Raw genomic sequence first — 15,964 nt, 5'->3', positions numbered from 1 at the left:
ATTGTCTGCCCCTTTCTTTGGGGTTTCGTTCAGCACCACAAAGCCTTCCCCCTTCAGCCTTTCGATCTCCGCATAGATGTCCTCCACATCAAAGGCAATATGGTGGATGCCCTCCCCTTTCTTTTCGATGTATTTCGATATGGGACTGTCTGGCCGGGTGCCCTCCAGCAATTCGATCTTGTTGGGGCCCGAGGCAAAGAAGGAGGTTTTTACCCCTTCGGAGGCCACCTCTTCTTCCTTATACGGCCCTTCCCCAAACAATTTGCTAAACAGTTCGTTGGAGGCTTTCAGGTCCTTTACGGCAATCCCGATATGTTCTATTTTCCTCATATTTTTCAACACTTGCGCCTATAGACGGCTGTCCCTTAAAATTACGCATTATTTGCCGTATTTTTGCCCCATGGAGACACAGCGACAGAAAAAAATAGGGGCCCTTATCCAGCAAGACCTGGCCGATATCTTACAGCGGGCCGCCACCGAAGGCGCACCAGGCACCCTGATCTCCGTTTCCAAGGTTTCGGTGACCGTAGACCTTTCCATCGCCAAGGTATATGTGAGCATTTTCCCCACGGCTAAAGCCAAAGACATCCTGGAGGAGATCAAAGCCAGCACCCCCGGCATTAGGCACGAGCTGGCCCAGCGCACCAAACACCAGTTGCGGCGCACCCCGGAACTGCTGTTCTTCCTGGACGATTCACTGGACTATATAGACAACATAGACAAAAGCCTCAAAGAAGGGGAAAACCCCATAGAGCACCCGGAGATCCTGCCCCGGCGCAAAAAATCCTAAACCCCAGCATCACGTGAATTTCCCGTTCTACATCGCAAGGCGCTATATCCGCTCCAAAAGCAGCCAGAATGCGGTGAACGTGATCAACTTTATCACCTTTCTGGTCATCGTCATAGGTTCTGCAGCCCTCTTTATTGTGCTATCCGGCTTTGCCGGGTTGAAAACCTTCAGCCTCTCTTTTAGCAACACCTTTGACCCCGACCTCAAAGCCGTGCCTGCCTCCGGTAAATTTTTCCAGCTATCCGGGGAACAGCAAGATGCACTTGAGGAAGTGGAAGGCATAACCAGCTTCTCCCGGGAGATCGAAGAACGGGTGTACCTCACCCATCGGCAAAAAAGCGATGTGGCCTATATCAAAGGGGTTGATGAGGTCTACGCTTCCGCCACACAGATCGACAGCACTATCTATTGGGGCAGTTGGGAGATCGAGAACCAGAAGGGCGTGGTGGGCCTGGGAATTGCCAACCTGCTGGGGCTCACCCTGGACGATTTTCGCAACCCCCTGGTGGTCCTTGCCCCAAAACCCGGGGAAGGTTCGCTCAGTGCACAGGGGTTCAATGCCAAACCGTATAACCAACTCTCCCTGGTCCTCAGCGGGGTATATGCCCTGGAGGAAAACCTGGATAAAAAATACGTCTTCACAGACCTACGGCTGGTACAGGCCTTGCTCGAAAAAGACAGCACCCAGCTTTCCGGTGTGAATTTTCGTTTGGTCCCGCAAGCCAACCCGAATGAGGTGGCAGCTGCCCTTGCGGAAATCCTTGGACCGGAGGTGCAACTCAAAACCCGTCGGGAACTCAACAGTACCCTCTACCGCATGCTGAATACAGAAAACCTGGCCACCTACCTCATCTTTACCCTGGTGCTCATCATCGCCCTATTTAATGTGGTGGGGGCCATCATCATGATGATCCTGGACAAGCAACAGAACTCCAAAACCCTCTACAGCCTGGGTACCACCCTGAGGGAAATCCGGAGGATCTACTTTGTACAGGGAGTCATCGTTACGAGTGCAGGTGGGGTCATCGGGATTGTCATCGGGTCCCTGCTCATTGGTTCCCAACTGGCCTTTGGCTGGCTAAAGATCACCCCTTCCCTGGCCTATCCGGTGGAATATCAGTTCACTAATGTTTTGATTGTACTGGCTACCATCGTCATCCTGGGGCTCATCGCCTCCAAGATCGCCAGCAGGCGGGTCACGAAGAAATTGCTGGCCTGATCAGGCAAACTGGTGGTCCCCGAATTTCTCCAGTACTTCCTCAAAGGCGGCAAACACATCGGCCGAATCGTCGCTGGTAACCATTTTCAGCCGGTACGGCTTGAAATTGGGGATGCCCCTGAAATAGTTGGTGTAGTGCCGTCGGGTTTCAAACACGCCCAGCTTCTCCCCTTTCCAGTCGATCGCCATTTGCAGGTGGCGTTTTGCGGCTTCCACACGCTCCTCCATCGTCGGCGGAGCTAAATGAGTCCCTGTTTTCAGGTAGTGTTTTACTTCCTTGAAGAACCAGGGATAGCCAATGCTGGCCCGGCCGATCATAGCCCCATCCAGACCAAATTCGTCCCGCATGCGTTTTGCCGCTTCCGGGGAAGAGACGTCCCCGTTCCCAAAGACCGGGATATGCATACGCGGGTTGTTCTTTACTTCAGCGATAGGGTGCCAGTCTGCCTCTCCCTTGTACATCTGCGCACGGGTACGCCCGTGTATGGCAATGGCCTTACAGCCTACATCCTGCAGCCGCTCGGCCACCTCAACAATGCGGATGGAGTTGTGGTCCCACCCCAGTCGGGTTTTCACCGTAACTGGCAGCTTGGTGTGCTCCACCATGGCCTTGGTGAGGCTTACCATCTTGTCGATATCCTTCAGGATGCCGGCCCCGGCCCCTTTACAAACCACTTTCTTAACCGGGCAGCCAAAATTGATGTCGATGATGTCCGGGTTAGACTGCTCCACGATCTCCACGGAACGCAGCATGGAATCCAGGTTGGCCCCAAAGATCTGTATGCCCACGGGTCGCTCTTTCTCATAGATGTCCAGCTTCATCACGCTTTTGGCAGCGTCGCGGATCAGGCCTTCGGAGGAGATGAATTCCGTATACACCACATCGGCCCCCTGTTCCTTGCAAAGGGCACGGAAAGGTGGGTCGCTCACGTCCTCCATGGGAGCGAGCAGAAGCGGAAAATCCGGTAGTTGTATGTCTCCGATCTTAGGCATATCGACCAGCTAAGTGGCGCAAAATTAAAAATAAAGCCGGAAATAGCAGGAATTTACTCGTTTTCAAGCCGTTGAAGCTCGGATTTTTGAAGCGTACGCTGGTTGTTAGACAGCCTGAAGTTCCCGAAATTGTAGGTAAAGCCCAGCCTTACAAACTGGGTCTCAGGCACGATCCTAAAGGAATTGTCCTGATTGGCATAGCGGGAGGTGAACCTGGCATTTGCCCTGCCCAGAAGGTCCTCGGCGGTAAGCGAGAGCACAGCCCTGTTGTTCCAGAACGTCTTGCGAAGGCCCATATTCAATATCAGGTATTCAGACATCTTATAGGATCCGTCGAGAAACCCACTTACATAATTAAAGGAGACCTCCCCGGTGAACGTACGGTCCTTGCTGAGGGTGAGTGAGTTGTTCAGGTTAGTGTAAAACCCGGATACCCTGTTGGTGTAGAAATCGATTACACTCTCTTCAGCCAGCAGGGTCTCCACCTCAAAAAATACAGAATTATAGGCATACAGGTACCAGAACGAAGTAATGGGCGTGGAGAGGGTCAGGTCGAGGCCATAGGAATAGCTCTCCTGTACATTCTGGAAGCTTTCCCTGACCAACTGGTTGACGTTGTCCTGGAAACTGAGGTTGCTAATATAGCGGCCATTATCCCGGTAGTAAAGGTCAAAGAACCAGGTGTCCTTGATGTTTAAATTCAGGTTGAATTCATGACTGAAATTTGGCACGAGCCGCGGATTCCCCTGATCAAAATCGTTCTCGTTCAGGAAGGACCGGAAGGGGTTGAGATCAGAATAATTAGGTCGGGTCAGTCTCCTGCTGTAGTCGAAGGTCAGGCTATTGTCCTCGCCCAGGCGCCGGGTGAGGTAAAAGGTTGGGAAGAGCTCCAGATAACTCTGGGTATTAGTTTGTGAAAGGGTTTCGGAACGTGTTTTCACGTCGGTTTGTTCGGCGCGAAGGCCCAGTTTTAGTGACCATTTTTCCCAATCCCCGGACCAACTGGAATAAGCGGCCAATACCCGTTCCTGATAAGAGAAATTGTCAGACAGGTCGATATCAAAAGGCGGTTGGGTATCGTTGACGTCAAAAAAGTCGATCCGGCTACCCGATTCTATAAGGGACATTTTTACGCCTCCTTCAAAACTCCCCGATTCCAATGGGGTATAATAATCCGCCTGCCCGGTATAAATGTCGATCCCCTGAAAAGCGTCTGAAGAAAACCCGAAATTCCTGAGGAAATTCCCTGTGGCGTCAAAATAATCACTGGACCCCACTTGTTGTTTGTCCACTTCATAGTAGGTGTAGTGCGCATTGGCTTTCAGGTTTGCGCCTTTTTCATTCAGCTTGCGTTCATAACTCAGGTCAAAAGAAAGGTTGAGCTGGTCCTCTTCTATGCGGCTTTGGTTTTGCAGGGTAGAATCCAGTGCCCCGCTGGCATTCCTCATTTTCGTCTCCACCTCATAGTTCATCACCCTATTCGGGGAATAGCTCAGGCTGGAGGTGAAATTGAACCGGTCCTTCTCAGAAGGGTTGTAATCCAGGATTAGATTGGCTTGCTGGGCCTGGGAGCGGGTGGTCCGTTCCAGGTCGGTATTCCAGCGTGCAAAAATATCGTTCTGGTCATTGATGAAATTCACCCGGGTATTTCCCTTTCGGAATTCCTTCCTTGGATTGATCACGTAGTTCGCAAAAAGGCCCACTTTCTCCCCCTTAAAAAAGTGGCTGGTCCCAAAGCTATACTTCGGGAATACGGCTTGTGTATACTGGGTACGCACATTTCCCTTGTAACCGGGATTTACATTGGTATTGGTGCGTATATTCAACACAGAACCATATTCCGCCTCATAATTTGCCGGTGGGCTATGGATGACCTCTACCGAGGAGACCAGGTCCCCGGAAAGGCCTTTCAGGAAATCCAGGACTTCGGACTCTGACAATTGTAAACGGCGATCGTTCAGGTAGACGGTGGCTTTCTTACCCCGGATCTCCAGGCTTTCCTGGATGAGGACCACCCCCGGCGCATTTCGAAGGATGTCCCAACTGTTCCCTTCCCCGAAAACGGTGTTTTCCACATTAAAGACGATCCGGTCAGGTTTGCGCGTTATGGTAGGCCGTTGCCCGCTAACAACAACCTCATCCAACCACTTCCCGTTGGGTTCCAGGACGATGGCCCCAATCTTCAGGTTGGAACTTATCTCCAGGGCCACCAGTCGGGATTCGTATCCGAAATACCGCGCCTGCAGATAGTAGAGCCCTTTTGGGATGCCCTTTAAGACAAAGAAGCCGTCCTCATCGGCAGAGATCCCTGTAACCTGTGTGCTGTCTGAAGTCTTGTACAAGATGGTGTTCGCGAAGGGTAAGGGTGCCCCCTGTGCGTCTTTAACCCGGCCAGACAGTGAAAACGTCTGGGCAGCTAAAAATATGGGCATCAGGCCCAAAAAGATAAGCAGGGGGTATTTCACAGTTCGGTAGGTTATTCTCCAAATCTATGAATTATATTTTTCCGGCCATTATTTCCCAACATATTTTAGCTGATCGGAGCTCGTTTTTTTGTTGGTTTTTCCTACTAAAAAACGATCTTGGCGCTAACGGTTTTGCCTTCCCGTTCTACCGTTACGGTAGTGGCATCGCCCTTTTCAAAGGCGGAAAGGGCACGCATGTAGCTCATCATATCGGTGACTGTGCTATCGCCCAGCTGTATAACAATGTCGCCTTTCTGCAGTCCTGCTTTCTGTGCGGGCTTGTCCTCGCTCACCCCATCGATGCGCATGCCTTTCCCGTCATACAAATAATCCGGAATAACGCCCATGGCTACTTTAAAACGCGGAACTTCTTCGCTCTCATTTTTGGTCTTTCGGAAGGCAAGTTTGGGATCGTCATCCAATTCTCCTATCAATTCCACGATATAAGAGGTGATCTTCTCCATGCCCTCATAGTTCAACTTGTCTGCGTCATCAGTAGGCTTGTGGTAATCCTCGTGCTGCCCGGTAAAGAAATGGAGCACCGGGATGTCCTGCAGGTAAAAAGAGGTGTGGTCTGAAGGGCCTACGCCAGATTCCTTGAGCACCAGCTTAAAGTCCTTGTTTAATACATTCAGGTATTGGTTCCATATGGGTGCGGTGCCCGTACCGCTGATCGACAGCGTACTGTCTGGCCGGAGCCGCCCAACCATATCCATGTTCAGCATATAACTCACCTTAGAGAGGTCAATAGTGGGGTTTTTGACAAAATAATTGGATCCCAGCAAGCCCCTTTCCTCACCTGAAAAAGAGATGATCAGGTAATTGTTTCCGGTGTACTTATCCCTGAGGGAATCGGCCACCTGCAGCATCACAGCCACTCCGCTGGCATTGTCATCTGCCCCGTTGTGGATCTGGGGTTCTTCCCCCCGGTAGAGCGAACCCTCGCCGCCCATGCCGAGGTGGTCAAAATGCGCCCCGATCACCACCGTGTTTTCGGCCTGGTTGTCGATATACCCAATAACATTCGTCCCGGTAACCGTACCGTCACCTGCAGTAGTATATTGAACTTCCTTGTGCGGGTCGGTCTTGGGTGTAAAAGTGAAGGTCTGGAAATACGTCCCGGCATTGCCTTTGGGTTCCAGGCCAAGGTCCTGCATACGCTTTTGCAGGTAGGCCGCTGCTTCCAGCTCCTCCGGTGTGCCGGTATCCCTTCCTGCAAGGGAATCACTGGCCAGCAGGGCAACGTCTTCCTCCAGGCTTACGCTAGTGGATTTTTCTGATTTGCAGGAAAAAAAGATGGCAAGAATTACGGCAAGAAGTACACTATTCCTCATATTTGGGTTTATTTTTGCACAAAATTAGACATCTTATGAGAATTATCCTGCTTTTATTGGGGTTAACCTTTGTTTTCAGCTGTAAAAACGAACCTAAAAATGCGCCGGAGACCGAATCCCTGGTGGCCGGATCAGACAGCCTGATCTATCCTGAGGAAAAGCACTTCAAGTCCTTAAGGCAGATCACCTTTGGTGGGAACAACGCGGAAGCTTACTGGAGCTTTGACGACAGTATGTTGGTCTTTCAGTCGGACAACAAAAACTGGGGCATGGAATGTGACCAGATGTTCCTCATGAACGTTGGGGAAACCTTTCAGGACTCTATCCCGCCCATGATCAGTACCGGATTGGGAAGGACCACCTGCGCCTATTTCCTTCCAGACAACAAGCACTATGTATATGGATCCACCCACCTGGCAGATCCCGAATGCCCGGAAGTGCCCCTGAGGATAAACGGGAAATACGTATGGCCGGTCTATGATTCCTTTGACATATTTGTGTCTGACCTCGAGGGAAATATCGTGGACCAACTCACTGATATGCCGGGTTATGATGCCGAGGCCACGGTTTCCCCTAAGGGAGACAAGATCGTTTTTACCTCGACACGTAGCGGCGACCTGGAGCTGTACACCATGAACCTGGACGGGTCTGATGTAAAACAGATCACGGATGAACTGGGGTATGACGGGGGTGCCTTCTTCTCCCCGGATGGGAGCAAGATCATCTTTCGGGCCTCACGGCCCAAGACGCCAGAAGCCATTAAAGAATACAAGGATTTGCTCGCTCAGGGGCTGGTACAACCCACGGAAATGGAGCTCTTTATCTGCAATGCAGACGGGAGCGACCTCCGGCAGCTTACCTTTCTTGGCGATGCCAACTGGTGCCCTTTCTTCCTCCCTTCAGGGGATAAGGTCCTGTTCTCCAGTAATTTTGAGACCGGAGGCTATAAGTTCAATCTTTATATGATCGATATCGACGGGAGAAACCTGAAACGGGTTACTTACGATAACACCTTTGATGCCTTCCCCGTATTTTCCAATAATGGGAAGTATCTGGCGTTCTCAAGTAATCGCTTCAATGGTGGAACCCGCGACACCAACCTCTTTATTGCGGAGTGGCAGGACTAAGGCACTAAAAAACCTTATCTTTGCGCTTCCATTAAAATTGCTGGAAAAAGGAAATGAAAAATATTCGCAACTTCTGTATCATCGCCCATATCGACCACGGTAAGAGTACCCTGGCCGATAGGTTGCTGGACTTTACCGGTTCGGTGACAGAACGCGAAAAGAAGGAGCAGTTGCTGGACAATATGGACCTGGAGCGTGAGCGGGGTATTACCATCAAGAGCCACGCCATTCAGATGGAGTACACCTACAAAGGGGAGCCCTTTGTCCTGAACCTTATCGACACTCCCGGGCACGTAGATTTCTCCTATGAAGTGTCCCGTTCCATTGCCGCCTGTGAAGGGGCATTGCTGGTCGTAGATGCCGCCCAGAGCATACAGGCGCAGACCATCTCTAACCTCTACCTGGCCCTGGAAAACGACCTGGAAATTATCCCGGTACTGAACAAGGTAGACCTGCCCAGCGCCAACCCGGAGGAAGTCACAGATGATATTGTAGACCTGCTGGGGTGTAAACCCGAAGAAGTTATCCCGGCCAGTGCGAAAACCGGTATTGGGATTGAAGCCATCCTCGAGGCGATTATTGAGCGCGTGCCCGCGCCGGCAGGTGACCCCGAAGCCCCTTTACAGGCCCTTGTTTTTGACTCAGTCTACAACCCCTTTCGCGGGGTGGAAACGTATTTCAGGGTAGTAAACGGGGAGATACGAAAAGGGCAACACATTAAATTCTTTGCCACCGGCAAAACCTATTATGCTGATGAGATCGGCACCCTGAAATTACAACAACATCCAAAACAAATTATTAAAACAGGGGATGTGGGTTACCTCATCACCGGGATCAAGGATGCCCGGGAAGTAAAGGTGGGAGACACCATTACCGATGCAAAAAATCCCACGCAGACAGCAATTGCCGGGTTCGAGGATGTAAAACCCATGGTGTTTGCCGGGATCTACCCCGTAGACACGGAGGATTTTGAGGAATTGCGCTCCTCCATGGAAAAGCTGCAGCTCAATGACGCCTCCCTGGTATTCACGCCTGAGAGCAGTGCTGCCCTGGGCTTTGGGTTCCGATGCGGCTTCCTGGGCATGTTGCACATGGAGATCATTCAGGAACGGCTGGAGCGGGAGTTCGATATGACCGTAATCACCACCGTGCCCAACGTGAGTTATTACGCCTATTCCACCAAGGAGCCTGATGTTCCCATTATCGTCAATAATCCCTCAGACCTGCCCGACCCTTCTACCATAGACCGGGTAGAGGAGCCTTATATCAAGGCAACCATCATCACCAAGGCTGATTTTGTAGGAAATGTGATGTCGCTCTGCATCGACAAGCGGGGACAGATCACCAATCAGACCTACCTCACCACAGAACGTGTAGAGCTTACCTTCGATATGCCCCTGGCCGAAATTGTGTTCGACTTTTACGACCGGCTGAAAACGGTTTCTAAGGGGTATGCCTCGTTTGACTACAGCCCTATCGGGATGCGGGTCTCCAAACTGGTACGGGTAGACATCCTGCTCAATGCCCAGCATGTGGATGCCTTGTCTGCCCTTGTGCATTTTGACAATGCCTATCACATTGGGAAGAAGATGTGTGAAAAGCTCAAAGAACTCATCCCCAGGCAACAATTTGATATCCCCATACAGGCGGCGATCGGGTCCAAGATCATTGCCCGGGAAACCATCAAGGCACTTCGGAAAGATGTTACCGCCAAGTGTTATGGAGGGGACATCACCCGTAAGCGAAAACTGCTGGAAAAACAGAAAAAAGGGAAAAAGCGTATGCGACAGGTGGGTAACGTGGAAATCCCCCAGCAAGCCTTTATGGCAGTACTTCGACTAAACGACTAAGGCTTAGACCAACTCCTGTTCAATATCAAAAACTTTTCCCATGTAGACCAGTTGGGTGCCTTCTGATATTGGGGTTGTGCCCTCTTCCAGGGAACTGATGATATCCAGCCTTCCATTGGGCTGTTTTAAAAACAGAGGTACGATCTCCCCGTCTTCACGCGCTTTGGTGATCAATTGAATAAAGTGCTCACTTCCTTTGAGTGGGATCTCGTTAATGGCCGGGTATTTACGTACTGCTTCCGTAAGCTTGATAAAATCGTCCGTCAGTGAAAACAGGCCTTCTTTTGGGACACTTTCCGGAGTGTTGAGTTCATCTGCACTCACCAGCCTGAACGCTCCGTTCTCCCCGAACTGTTCGCCCAGCTTTTCAATTGCATATTCGTTAATATCCGAATTCCCGGTCATGGCCAGCAGGTAGCCTACATCATTCAATTCAATGTTATCTGTAAGGGAGTCAGAATAGATGTTAGCCGTCATGGCTTCCAGGCCCAATTTCTTGGCGTGTTCAATGTTAGACGGGTTATTGTCTATCAGCACCACATGCCGGTTGTTGTTCCTCAGGTAATTCCCGATAAGGCGGGAGGCTTTGGACGCCCCAACAATAAGAATCCCTTCGGAATGCTTTAAAAAGACCCCCACCATTTTGGCAAAAAGCCGGGCAGTAGTGGCATTCAGCAATACCGTCCCCAATACGATCATGAAGACAAGGGGGGTGATGTATTCCGCCCCGGGCTCTCCCTTGGCCAGCAGCTTGGAGCCAAAAAGCGAGGCAATACCGGCAGCCACGATCCCCCTGGGCCCTACCCAGCCAATAAACAGCTTTTCGTTGACCTTAAGCGTGGATCCGCGCGTACTGAGGAACACCCCCAGGGGCCTGACAATAAAAACGATCACAGCAAACAACAATGCGGTTTTCCAGGTAAAGATCAGCTCCATATCGCTGATGTTGATATTTGCCGCAAGGAGGATGAAGAGGATAGAGATCAGCAGTACACTCAGCGACTCCTTAAAATACAGTAGTTCCTTGATGTTGGGCAGGTTCATGTTTCCCATCACCATTCCCATGACCACAACTGCCAATAAGCCGGATTCATGGGCAAAGATGTCCGATTCCACAAAAACAAGCAGCACCACGGAGAGGGAAACCACATTGAGGAGATAGTGCGGGATGAAATTCCTTTTTATGGCAAAAGCCAGCGCATGGGCAAAGGTAAAACCGAAGGTGGACCCAAATAACAGGATCTTGCCAAACTCTACCATGGCCGTTTTGGTATAGGCCTGCCCCACACCCACACTGATAAATTAGAACACCAAAACGGCCACCAAGGCCCCAATGGGGTCTATGAGAATACCTTCCCACTTTAGTACGGCAGAAATGTCTTTCTTCAGGGGGATATTCCGCAAAATGGGAGTGATTACCGTGGGCCCCGTAACGATGATCAGGGCAGAGAACAAAAAGGACATCTGCCAGGAGAGTTCAAAAATAAAGTGGGCTGCCAGTCCGGCCGCAACAAAGGTAACCAGGGTGCCAATGGTGATAAGTTTAGTGATCACGGGGCCAACATTGGACACCTCTGAGCGCTTCAGGGTAAGTCCGCCTTCAAACAGGATAACACTAATGGCCAGGGACACAAAATAGTACAGGCCTTCCCCGGGAAAGAGCCCGTTTTTCCCGTTCCAAACGGGTTCAATTAACTTGGCACCATCTTCGGTGTACAGGGTAGCGATGGGCCCTACCAAAAGACCTATGAGGATAAGGGGTAGGATGGCAGGCAGCTTAAACCTCCAGGCGAGCCACTGTGCGCATATTCCCAGTATGATAATTCCAGCGAGTTCTAACATATTCTTTTCCGGTCAATACCAGAGTCAGGTAAATCGCGGCATAGCGTTCTGACATCGTTTCGGGGAAATTAACATTTTTATTCCAAACGGAATATGAAGCTCCGTAAAAGGCCCGGAATAAGGCAAAAAATCCTTAAAAATTAGCAAATTAGCAAGCAGGGTTTATACCCTTTTCTTAATTTGCAGCTTTTGAATTTCCATACATGAAATTATATCCCATTGAATGCGGGAACTTTAAGCTAGACGGGGGAGCGATGTTCGGGGTAGTGCCCAAAACCCTCTGGAGCCGCACCAACCCGGCTGATCCCAATAATCTGATCGATATGGCTGCGCGCTGCCTGCTCATTGAAGACGGCAACAGGCTCATCCTTATCGACAATGGCATGGGAGATAAACAATCTGAGAAATTCTTTGGGTATTACTACCTCTGGGGAGACCACTCGCTGGACGCCTCCCTTGCCAAACACGGTTTTCACCGGGACGATATTACCGATGTGTTCCTTACCCACCTGCATTTTGACCATTGCGGGGGCAGCATCCGCTGGAACAAGGACCGCACCGGCTATGAGCCTGCCTTTCCCAATGCGGTATATTGGAGCAATGAGGCCCACTGGGACTGGGCCGTTCATCCCAACCCCAGAGAGAAAGCCTCATTTCTGAAAGAAAACATACTTCCCATACAGGAAAGCGGACAATTGCAATTCCTTGATTTCAAGGGGGAATCCTACTTGCAAAGTACCCCGCTTGGATTTGGTGTCCTTACGGTAGATGGGCATACCGAAAAACAAATGATCCCGCATATCACTTATCAGGGCAAAACAGTGGTCTTTATGGCCGATTTGCTCCCCACCACAGGGCATATTCCACTGGCCTATGTTATGGGTTATGATACGCGCCCACTGATTACGCTCCGAGAAACAGCAGCCTTCCTAGAAAAGGCCGTCGCAGAAGACTACTTCCTGTTCCTTGAACACGATGCCGCCACCGAGATCTGCACTTTAAAAACCACAGAAAAGGGAGTTCGCCTTAACGAAACCTATCGCTTTGATGAAGTATTTTCTTAAACAAGCTGTTCTTTTGGTGCTCTTAGCAGCCGGATATTCCTGCTCAGAAACCGTACATGTTCCCTGGGATTATACGGCAGAACATGTCTTTACCCCCGGGATTGAAGGTCCGGCGGTAAACGCCAACGGTGAATTGTTTGCAGTGAATTTCGAAAATGAAGGCACTATTGGAGTGGTAGATGAAAATGGGAATGGGAAAATATTCCTGCAACTTCCTGAGGGAAGCATTGGAAATGGCATACGGTTTGATCCTGATGGCAATATGTATATAGCAGATTACCTGGGTCACAAGGTATATCAGGTGGCCAGGGGAACAAACATTCCAAGAGTCTGGGCACAAGACTCTACCATGAACCAGCCCAATGACCTGGCTATTGGGAAACAGGGACAGATCTACCTCAGTGATCCCAACTGGAGCAATGATACAGGCAACCTCTGGATGGTAACCCCGGAAAGAAAGGTGGTCTTGTTGGAGGAAAACATGGGGACCACAAATGGTATTGAGGTAAGCCCTGAGGGGGATATCTTGTACATAAATGAATCGGTTCAGCGCAAGGTGTGGAAATATGAAATTGGCCCTGATGGAGTGCCTGGTAATAAAACGCTGCTGTTGACTTTTCCGGATTTTGGACTGGATGGAATGCGCTGTGATATAAAGGGAAATTTGTACATTACCCGCTTCGAAAAAGGAAGCGTTGTAATCGTTTCGCCAGAAGGCAACATCCTTGATGAAATCTACCTGAAAGGAAATAAGCCGTCAAATATCACGTTTGGTGGAAAGGACAGGAAAACCTGCTATGTAACCCTGGCAGACCGGGGCTGCGTGGAAGCTTTTCGCGCCCGGTACCCGGGAAAAGAATGATAATAATTAAATATTAAATATGATGACAAATGGAAAGGGCCTGCTCGGCCTTATGGCTGGCGCCCTCTTGCTGTGGGGTTGTGGAGCAACGCAATTGGTGTCTACGCCTATTGAAAATATAGATCGCGTACCCCTGAAAGTGTCCGAACTTACGGAAGAAGAAAAGAAAAGTTGGGGACACGCTGATTTGGTGGCAGATACCATTCCCGGAATGAGTGTCGACAAGGCATACAATGAGATCATCGGGAACAAAAAAGGAAAAACGGTGATTGTAGCCGTCCTTGACTCCGGGATCGACCTAACCCACCAGGACCTGGATGGTGTGCTCTGGGAGAACAAAGACGAAACCCCGGGAAATGGAAAAGACGATGATGGCAATGGCTATATTGACGATGTCCATGGTTACAATTTCCTGGGCTCCTCCTATAACGAGCAACTGGAATTTGCACGCATCCTGAGACTCGGGCTCGGAGATGCCGACTACCAGGCTAAAGCCAGGAAAAAGCTGGATGAAGAATACCCGCAAGCCCTGCAGGCTAAACAACGGTATGAGCAGATCTTACAGGCGGTAAAAAATGCCGATGCAGGCGTTAAAAAGCACCTTGGAAAAGACAGTTACACCAAAGCAGAGGTGAGCGCAATCAAGACCGAAAACCAGGAATTGAGCCAACAAGTAGCTGTAATCCTGCAGATGTATGCCTATGCAGACAGTATTCCTGAATTCCTTGAGGAACTGGAGGAAGGGATTACTTACTTTACCGAACAGGTAAATTACAACCTGAATGTGGACTTCAATGGCCGTGAAGTAGTCGGGGACGATCCCTACAACATCAACGATTTCGGTTACGGCGATGGCAACCCCATGAACCGCGTGCCTGATGAAGCCCATGGCACACACGTGGCCGGGATCATTGCTGCAGAACGCAATAACGGTTTTGGGATGGATGGTGTGGCCAATAATGTAAAGATCATGAGCATCCGTGCGGTCCCCAATGGAGATGAGTACGACAAGGACATCGCCCTGGGTATTCGCTACGCTGTGGACAATGGTGCCAAAATCATCAATTGCAGCTTTGGAAAGTCGTTTTCCCCAAATGCAGAATGGGTGTACGATGCCATAAAATATGCGGCAGCCAAGGACGTGCTGATCGTACATGCCGCTGGTAATGACGGCAATGACCTGGATGCCCCGGAAAACCCCAACTATCCCAACGATCAGGTGGGGACAGGGCCAGAAATGGCAGACAATGTAATTACTGTGGGTTCGCTCAACAACACCTATGGATCAAAAATGGTTTCTGGTTTCTCCAATTACGGCAAGAGCAATGTGGATGTTTTTGCACCCGGTGGAGGCATCTATTCTACCGTTCCCGGAAACAAATTTGAATTCCAGGGGGGCACCTCCATGGCAGCTCCCGGGGTAAGCGGAATTGCGGCCCTTATCCGATCCCATTATCCAAAACTTACTGCGCCGCAAGTGAAACAGATCCTGATGGAGTCTGGCCTGCAGTCTTCTGCTTCTGTTATTCTTTCCGGAGATTCGGATAAGGCAAAGCCCTTTAATCAAATAAGCAAATCCGGCAGGATGGTCAATGCTTACAACGCCCTGATCATGGCAGAGAAAGTAGCTCAAGGAACTTTAAAAATATAAAGATGCGAGATATGACCAGGATACGTCTGAATTTGCTTTGGTTGTTTGCCCTGCCCTTCTGCCTTTCTGCGCAGCAGGCGTATTGGCAACAACATGTGGATTACAAGATGGAGGTTGAAGTAAATGTTGAAGATTTTACCTACTCGGGGACGCAGCAGCTCACCTACACCAATAATTCTCCGGAAACGCTGGACCGTGTATTCTATCACATGTACTTCAATGCCTTTCAGCCGGGAAGTGAAATGGACCTTCGCTTACAGAACATTGAAGACCCCGATCGGAGGATGTGCGTGAATGGTAAAAGCCGGATTGCGGACCTGAAACCGGAGGAGATCGGTTTCCTCAGGGCCACTTCCCTGAAACAGGATGGGCAGGTGGTCTCCCATGAGCTGGCAGGCACCATTCTGGAGGTGGAATTGGCTAAGCCGATAGCTCCGGGGGAAAAGACAGTCCTGGAGATGGTCTTCGAGGGGCAGGTCCCCGTGCAGATCCGGCGCTCAGGACGGGAGAACCGGGAAGGTGTGGCCCTGTCCATGAGCCAGTGGTATCCCAAAATGGCGGAATACGATTTTGAAGGATGGCATGCCCACCCCTACATTGCACGGGAATTCCATGGGGTTTGGGGCGATTTTGATGTAAAGCTTACACTGGATAAAAAGTATGTGGTTGGGGGTACCGGATACCTGCAAAACCCCAACGAAATAGGTCATGGCTACGAAACCCCTGGCACAAAAGGGCCCCGGGTTAAGGGAAAAACCCTCACCTGG

12 protein-coding genes and 1 pseudogene are annotated in these 15,964 nt (G+C 50.3%); 8 read left to right on the top strand and 5 right to left on the bottom strand.

The window, feature by feature from the left end; all coding sequences use genetic code 11:
- Positions 1 to 330: VOC family protein (locus AC4E7D_RS03885; RefSeq protein ID WP_490172496.1), on the bottom strand; the 330-nt coding region annotated here is incomplete at its 3' end.
- Between the two features lie 70 nt (positions 331 to 400).
- Between AC4E7D_RS03885 and rbfA the strand changes: the two genes are divergently transcribed.
- Entirely contained in the window at positions 401 to 790 is a 390-nt protein-coding gene (gene rbfA / locus AC4E7D_RS03880) for a 30S ribosome-binding factor RbfA (RefSeq protein ID WP_490172495.1), read from the top strand.
- 13 nt (positions 791 to 803) lie between these two features.
- Positions 804 to 2,009, top strand: a complete 1,206-nt coding sequence (locus AC4E7D_RS03875; RefSeq protein ID WP_490172494.1) for an ABC transporter permease — start codon at positions 804 to 806, stop codon at positions 2,007 to 2,009.
- Here the strand turns inward: AC4E7D_RS03875 and dusB are convergent, their stop codons facing one another.
- The 3 genes from dusB to AC4E7D_RS03860 form a co-directional block, all read right to left on the bottom strand.
- Entirely contained in the window at positions 2,010 to 3,002 is a 993-nt protein-coding gene (dusB, locus tag AC4E7D_RS03870; RefSeq protein WP_490172493.1) for a tRNA dihydrouridine synthase DusB, read from the bottom strand.
- 53 nt (positions 3,003 to 3,055) lie between these two features.
- A complete protein-coding gene (locus tag AC4E7D_RS03865; protein WP_490172492.1) occupies positions 3,056 to 5,467 on the bottom strand; it encodes an outer membrane beta-barrel protein in 2,412 nt (803 codons plus the stop codon).
- A gap of 104 nt (positions 5,468 to 5,571) precedes the next feature.
- Entirely contained in the window at positions 5,572 to 6,801 is a 1,230-nt protein-coding gene (locus AC4E7D_RS03860) for a M28 family peptidase (RefSeq protein ID WP_490172491.1), read from the bottom strand.
- Positions 6,802 to 6,836: 35 nt separating this feature from the next.
- On the opposite strand from AC4E7D_RS03860, the gene AC4E7D_RS03855 reads away from it, so the two are divergent.
- A complete protein-coding gene (locus AC4E7D_RS03855) occupies positions 6,837 to 7,928 on the top strand; it encodes a TolB family protein (RefSeq protein ID WP_490172490.1) in 1,092 nt (363 codons plus the stop codon).
- Between the two features lie 53 nt (positions 7,929 to 7,981).
- Entirely contained in the window at positions 7,982 to 9,778 is a 1,797-nt protein-coding gene (gene lepA / locus AC4E7D_RS03850) for a translation elongation factor 4 (protein WP_490172489.1), read from the top strand.
- A 3-nt stretch (positions 9,779 to 9,781) separates the two neighbouring features.
- Here lepA and AC4E7D_RS03845 read toward each other — a convergent pair.
- A pseudogene (locus tag AC4E7D_RS03845) lies at positions 9,782 to 11,620 on the bottom strand (cation:proton antiporter).
- A gap of 203 nt (positions 11,621 to 11,823) precedes the next feature.
- Here AC4E7D_RS03845 and AC4E7D_RS03840 point away from each other — a divergent pair.
- The 4 genes from AC4E7D_RS03840 to AC4E7D_RS03825 all read left to right on the top strand — a co-directional run.
- The gene (locus AC4E7D_RS03840; protein WP_490172488.1) at positions 11,824 to 12,684 is read left to right on the top strand and encodes an MBL fold metallo-hydrolase; all 861 of its coding nucleotides are present in this window, start codon (positions 11,824 to 11,826) and stop codon (positions 12,682 to 12,684) included.
- Complete coding sequence (locus AC4E7D_RS03835) at positions 12,668 to 13,546, top strand: SMP-30/gluconolactonase/LRE family protein (RefSeq protein WP_490172487.1); 879 nt, start codon at positions 12,668 to 12,670, stop codon at positions 13,544 to 13,546. Before AC4E7D_RS03840 ends, AC4E7D_RS03835 begins: the two co-directional genes overlap by 17 nt.
- Positions 13,547 to 13,565: 19 nt before the next feature.
- Positions 13,566 to 15,197, top strand: a complete 1,632-nt coding sequence (locus tag AC4E7D_RS03830; protein WP_490172486.1) for a S8 family peptidase — start codon at positions 13,566 to 13,568, stop codon at positions 15,195 to 15,197.
- A gap of 11 nt (positions 15,198 to 15,208) precedes the next feature.
- A partial coding sequence (locus AC4E7D_RS03825) for a gluzincin family metallopeptidase (protein ID WP_490172497.1) occupies positions 15,209 to 15,964 on the top strand: 756 nt, incomplete at its 3' end.

Source organism: Lentiprolixibacter sp. (assembly GCF_982873095.1).
Note: the sequence above shows the minus strand (reverse complement) of the source record. Positions and strands in the feature narration are given on the sequence as shown.

Coding starts and splice junctions, on each gene's coding strand:
- lepA (WP_490172489.1), top strand. CDS start 7,982: ATGAAAAATATTCGCAACTTCTGTATCATCGCCCATATCGACCACGGT.
- dusB (WP_490172493.1), bottom strand. CDS start 3,002: ATGCCTAAGATCGGAGACATACAACTACCGGATTTTCCGCTTCTGCTC.
- AC4E7D_RS03840 (WP_490172488.1), top strand. CDS start 11,824: ATGAAATTATATCCCATTGAATGCGGGAACTTTAAGCTAGACGGGGGA.
- AC4E7D_RS03835 (WP_490172487.1), top strand. CDS start 12,668: ATGAAGTATTTTCTTAAACAAGCTGTTCTTTTGGTGCTCTTAGCAGCC.
- AC4E7D_RS03855 (WP_490172490.1), top strand. CDS start 6,837: ATGAGAATTATCCTGCTTTTATTGGGGTTAACCTTTGTTTTCAGCTGT.
- AC4E7D_RS03860 (WP_490172491.1), bottom strand. CDS start 6,801: ATGAGGAATAGTGTACTTCTTGCCGTAATTCTTGCCATCTTTTTTTCC.
- AC4E7D_RS03830 (WP_490172486.1), top strand. CDS start 13,566: ATGATGACAAATGGAAAGGGCCTGCTCGGCCTTATGGCTGGCGCCCTC.
- rbfA (WP_490172495.1), top strand. CDS start 401: ATGGAGACACAGCGACAGAAAAAAATAGGGGCCCTTATCCAGCAAGAC.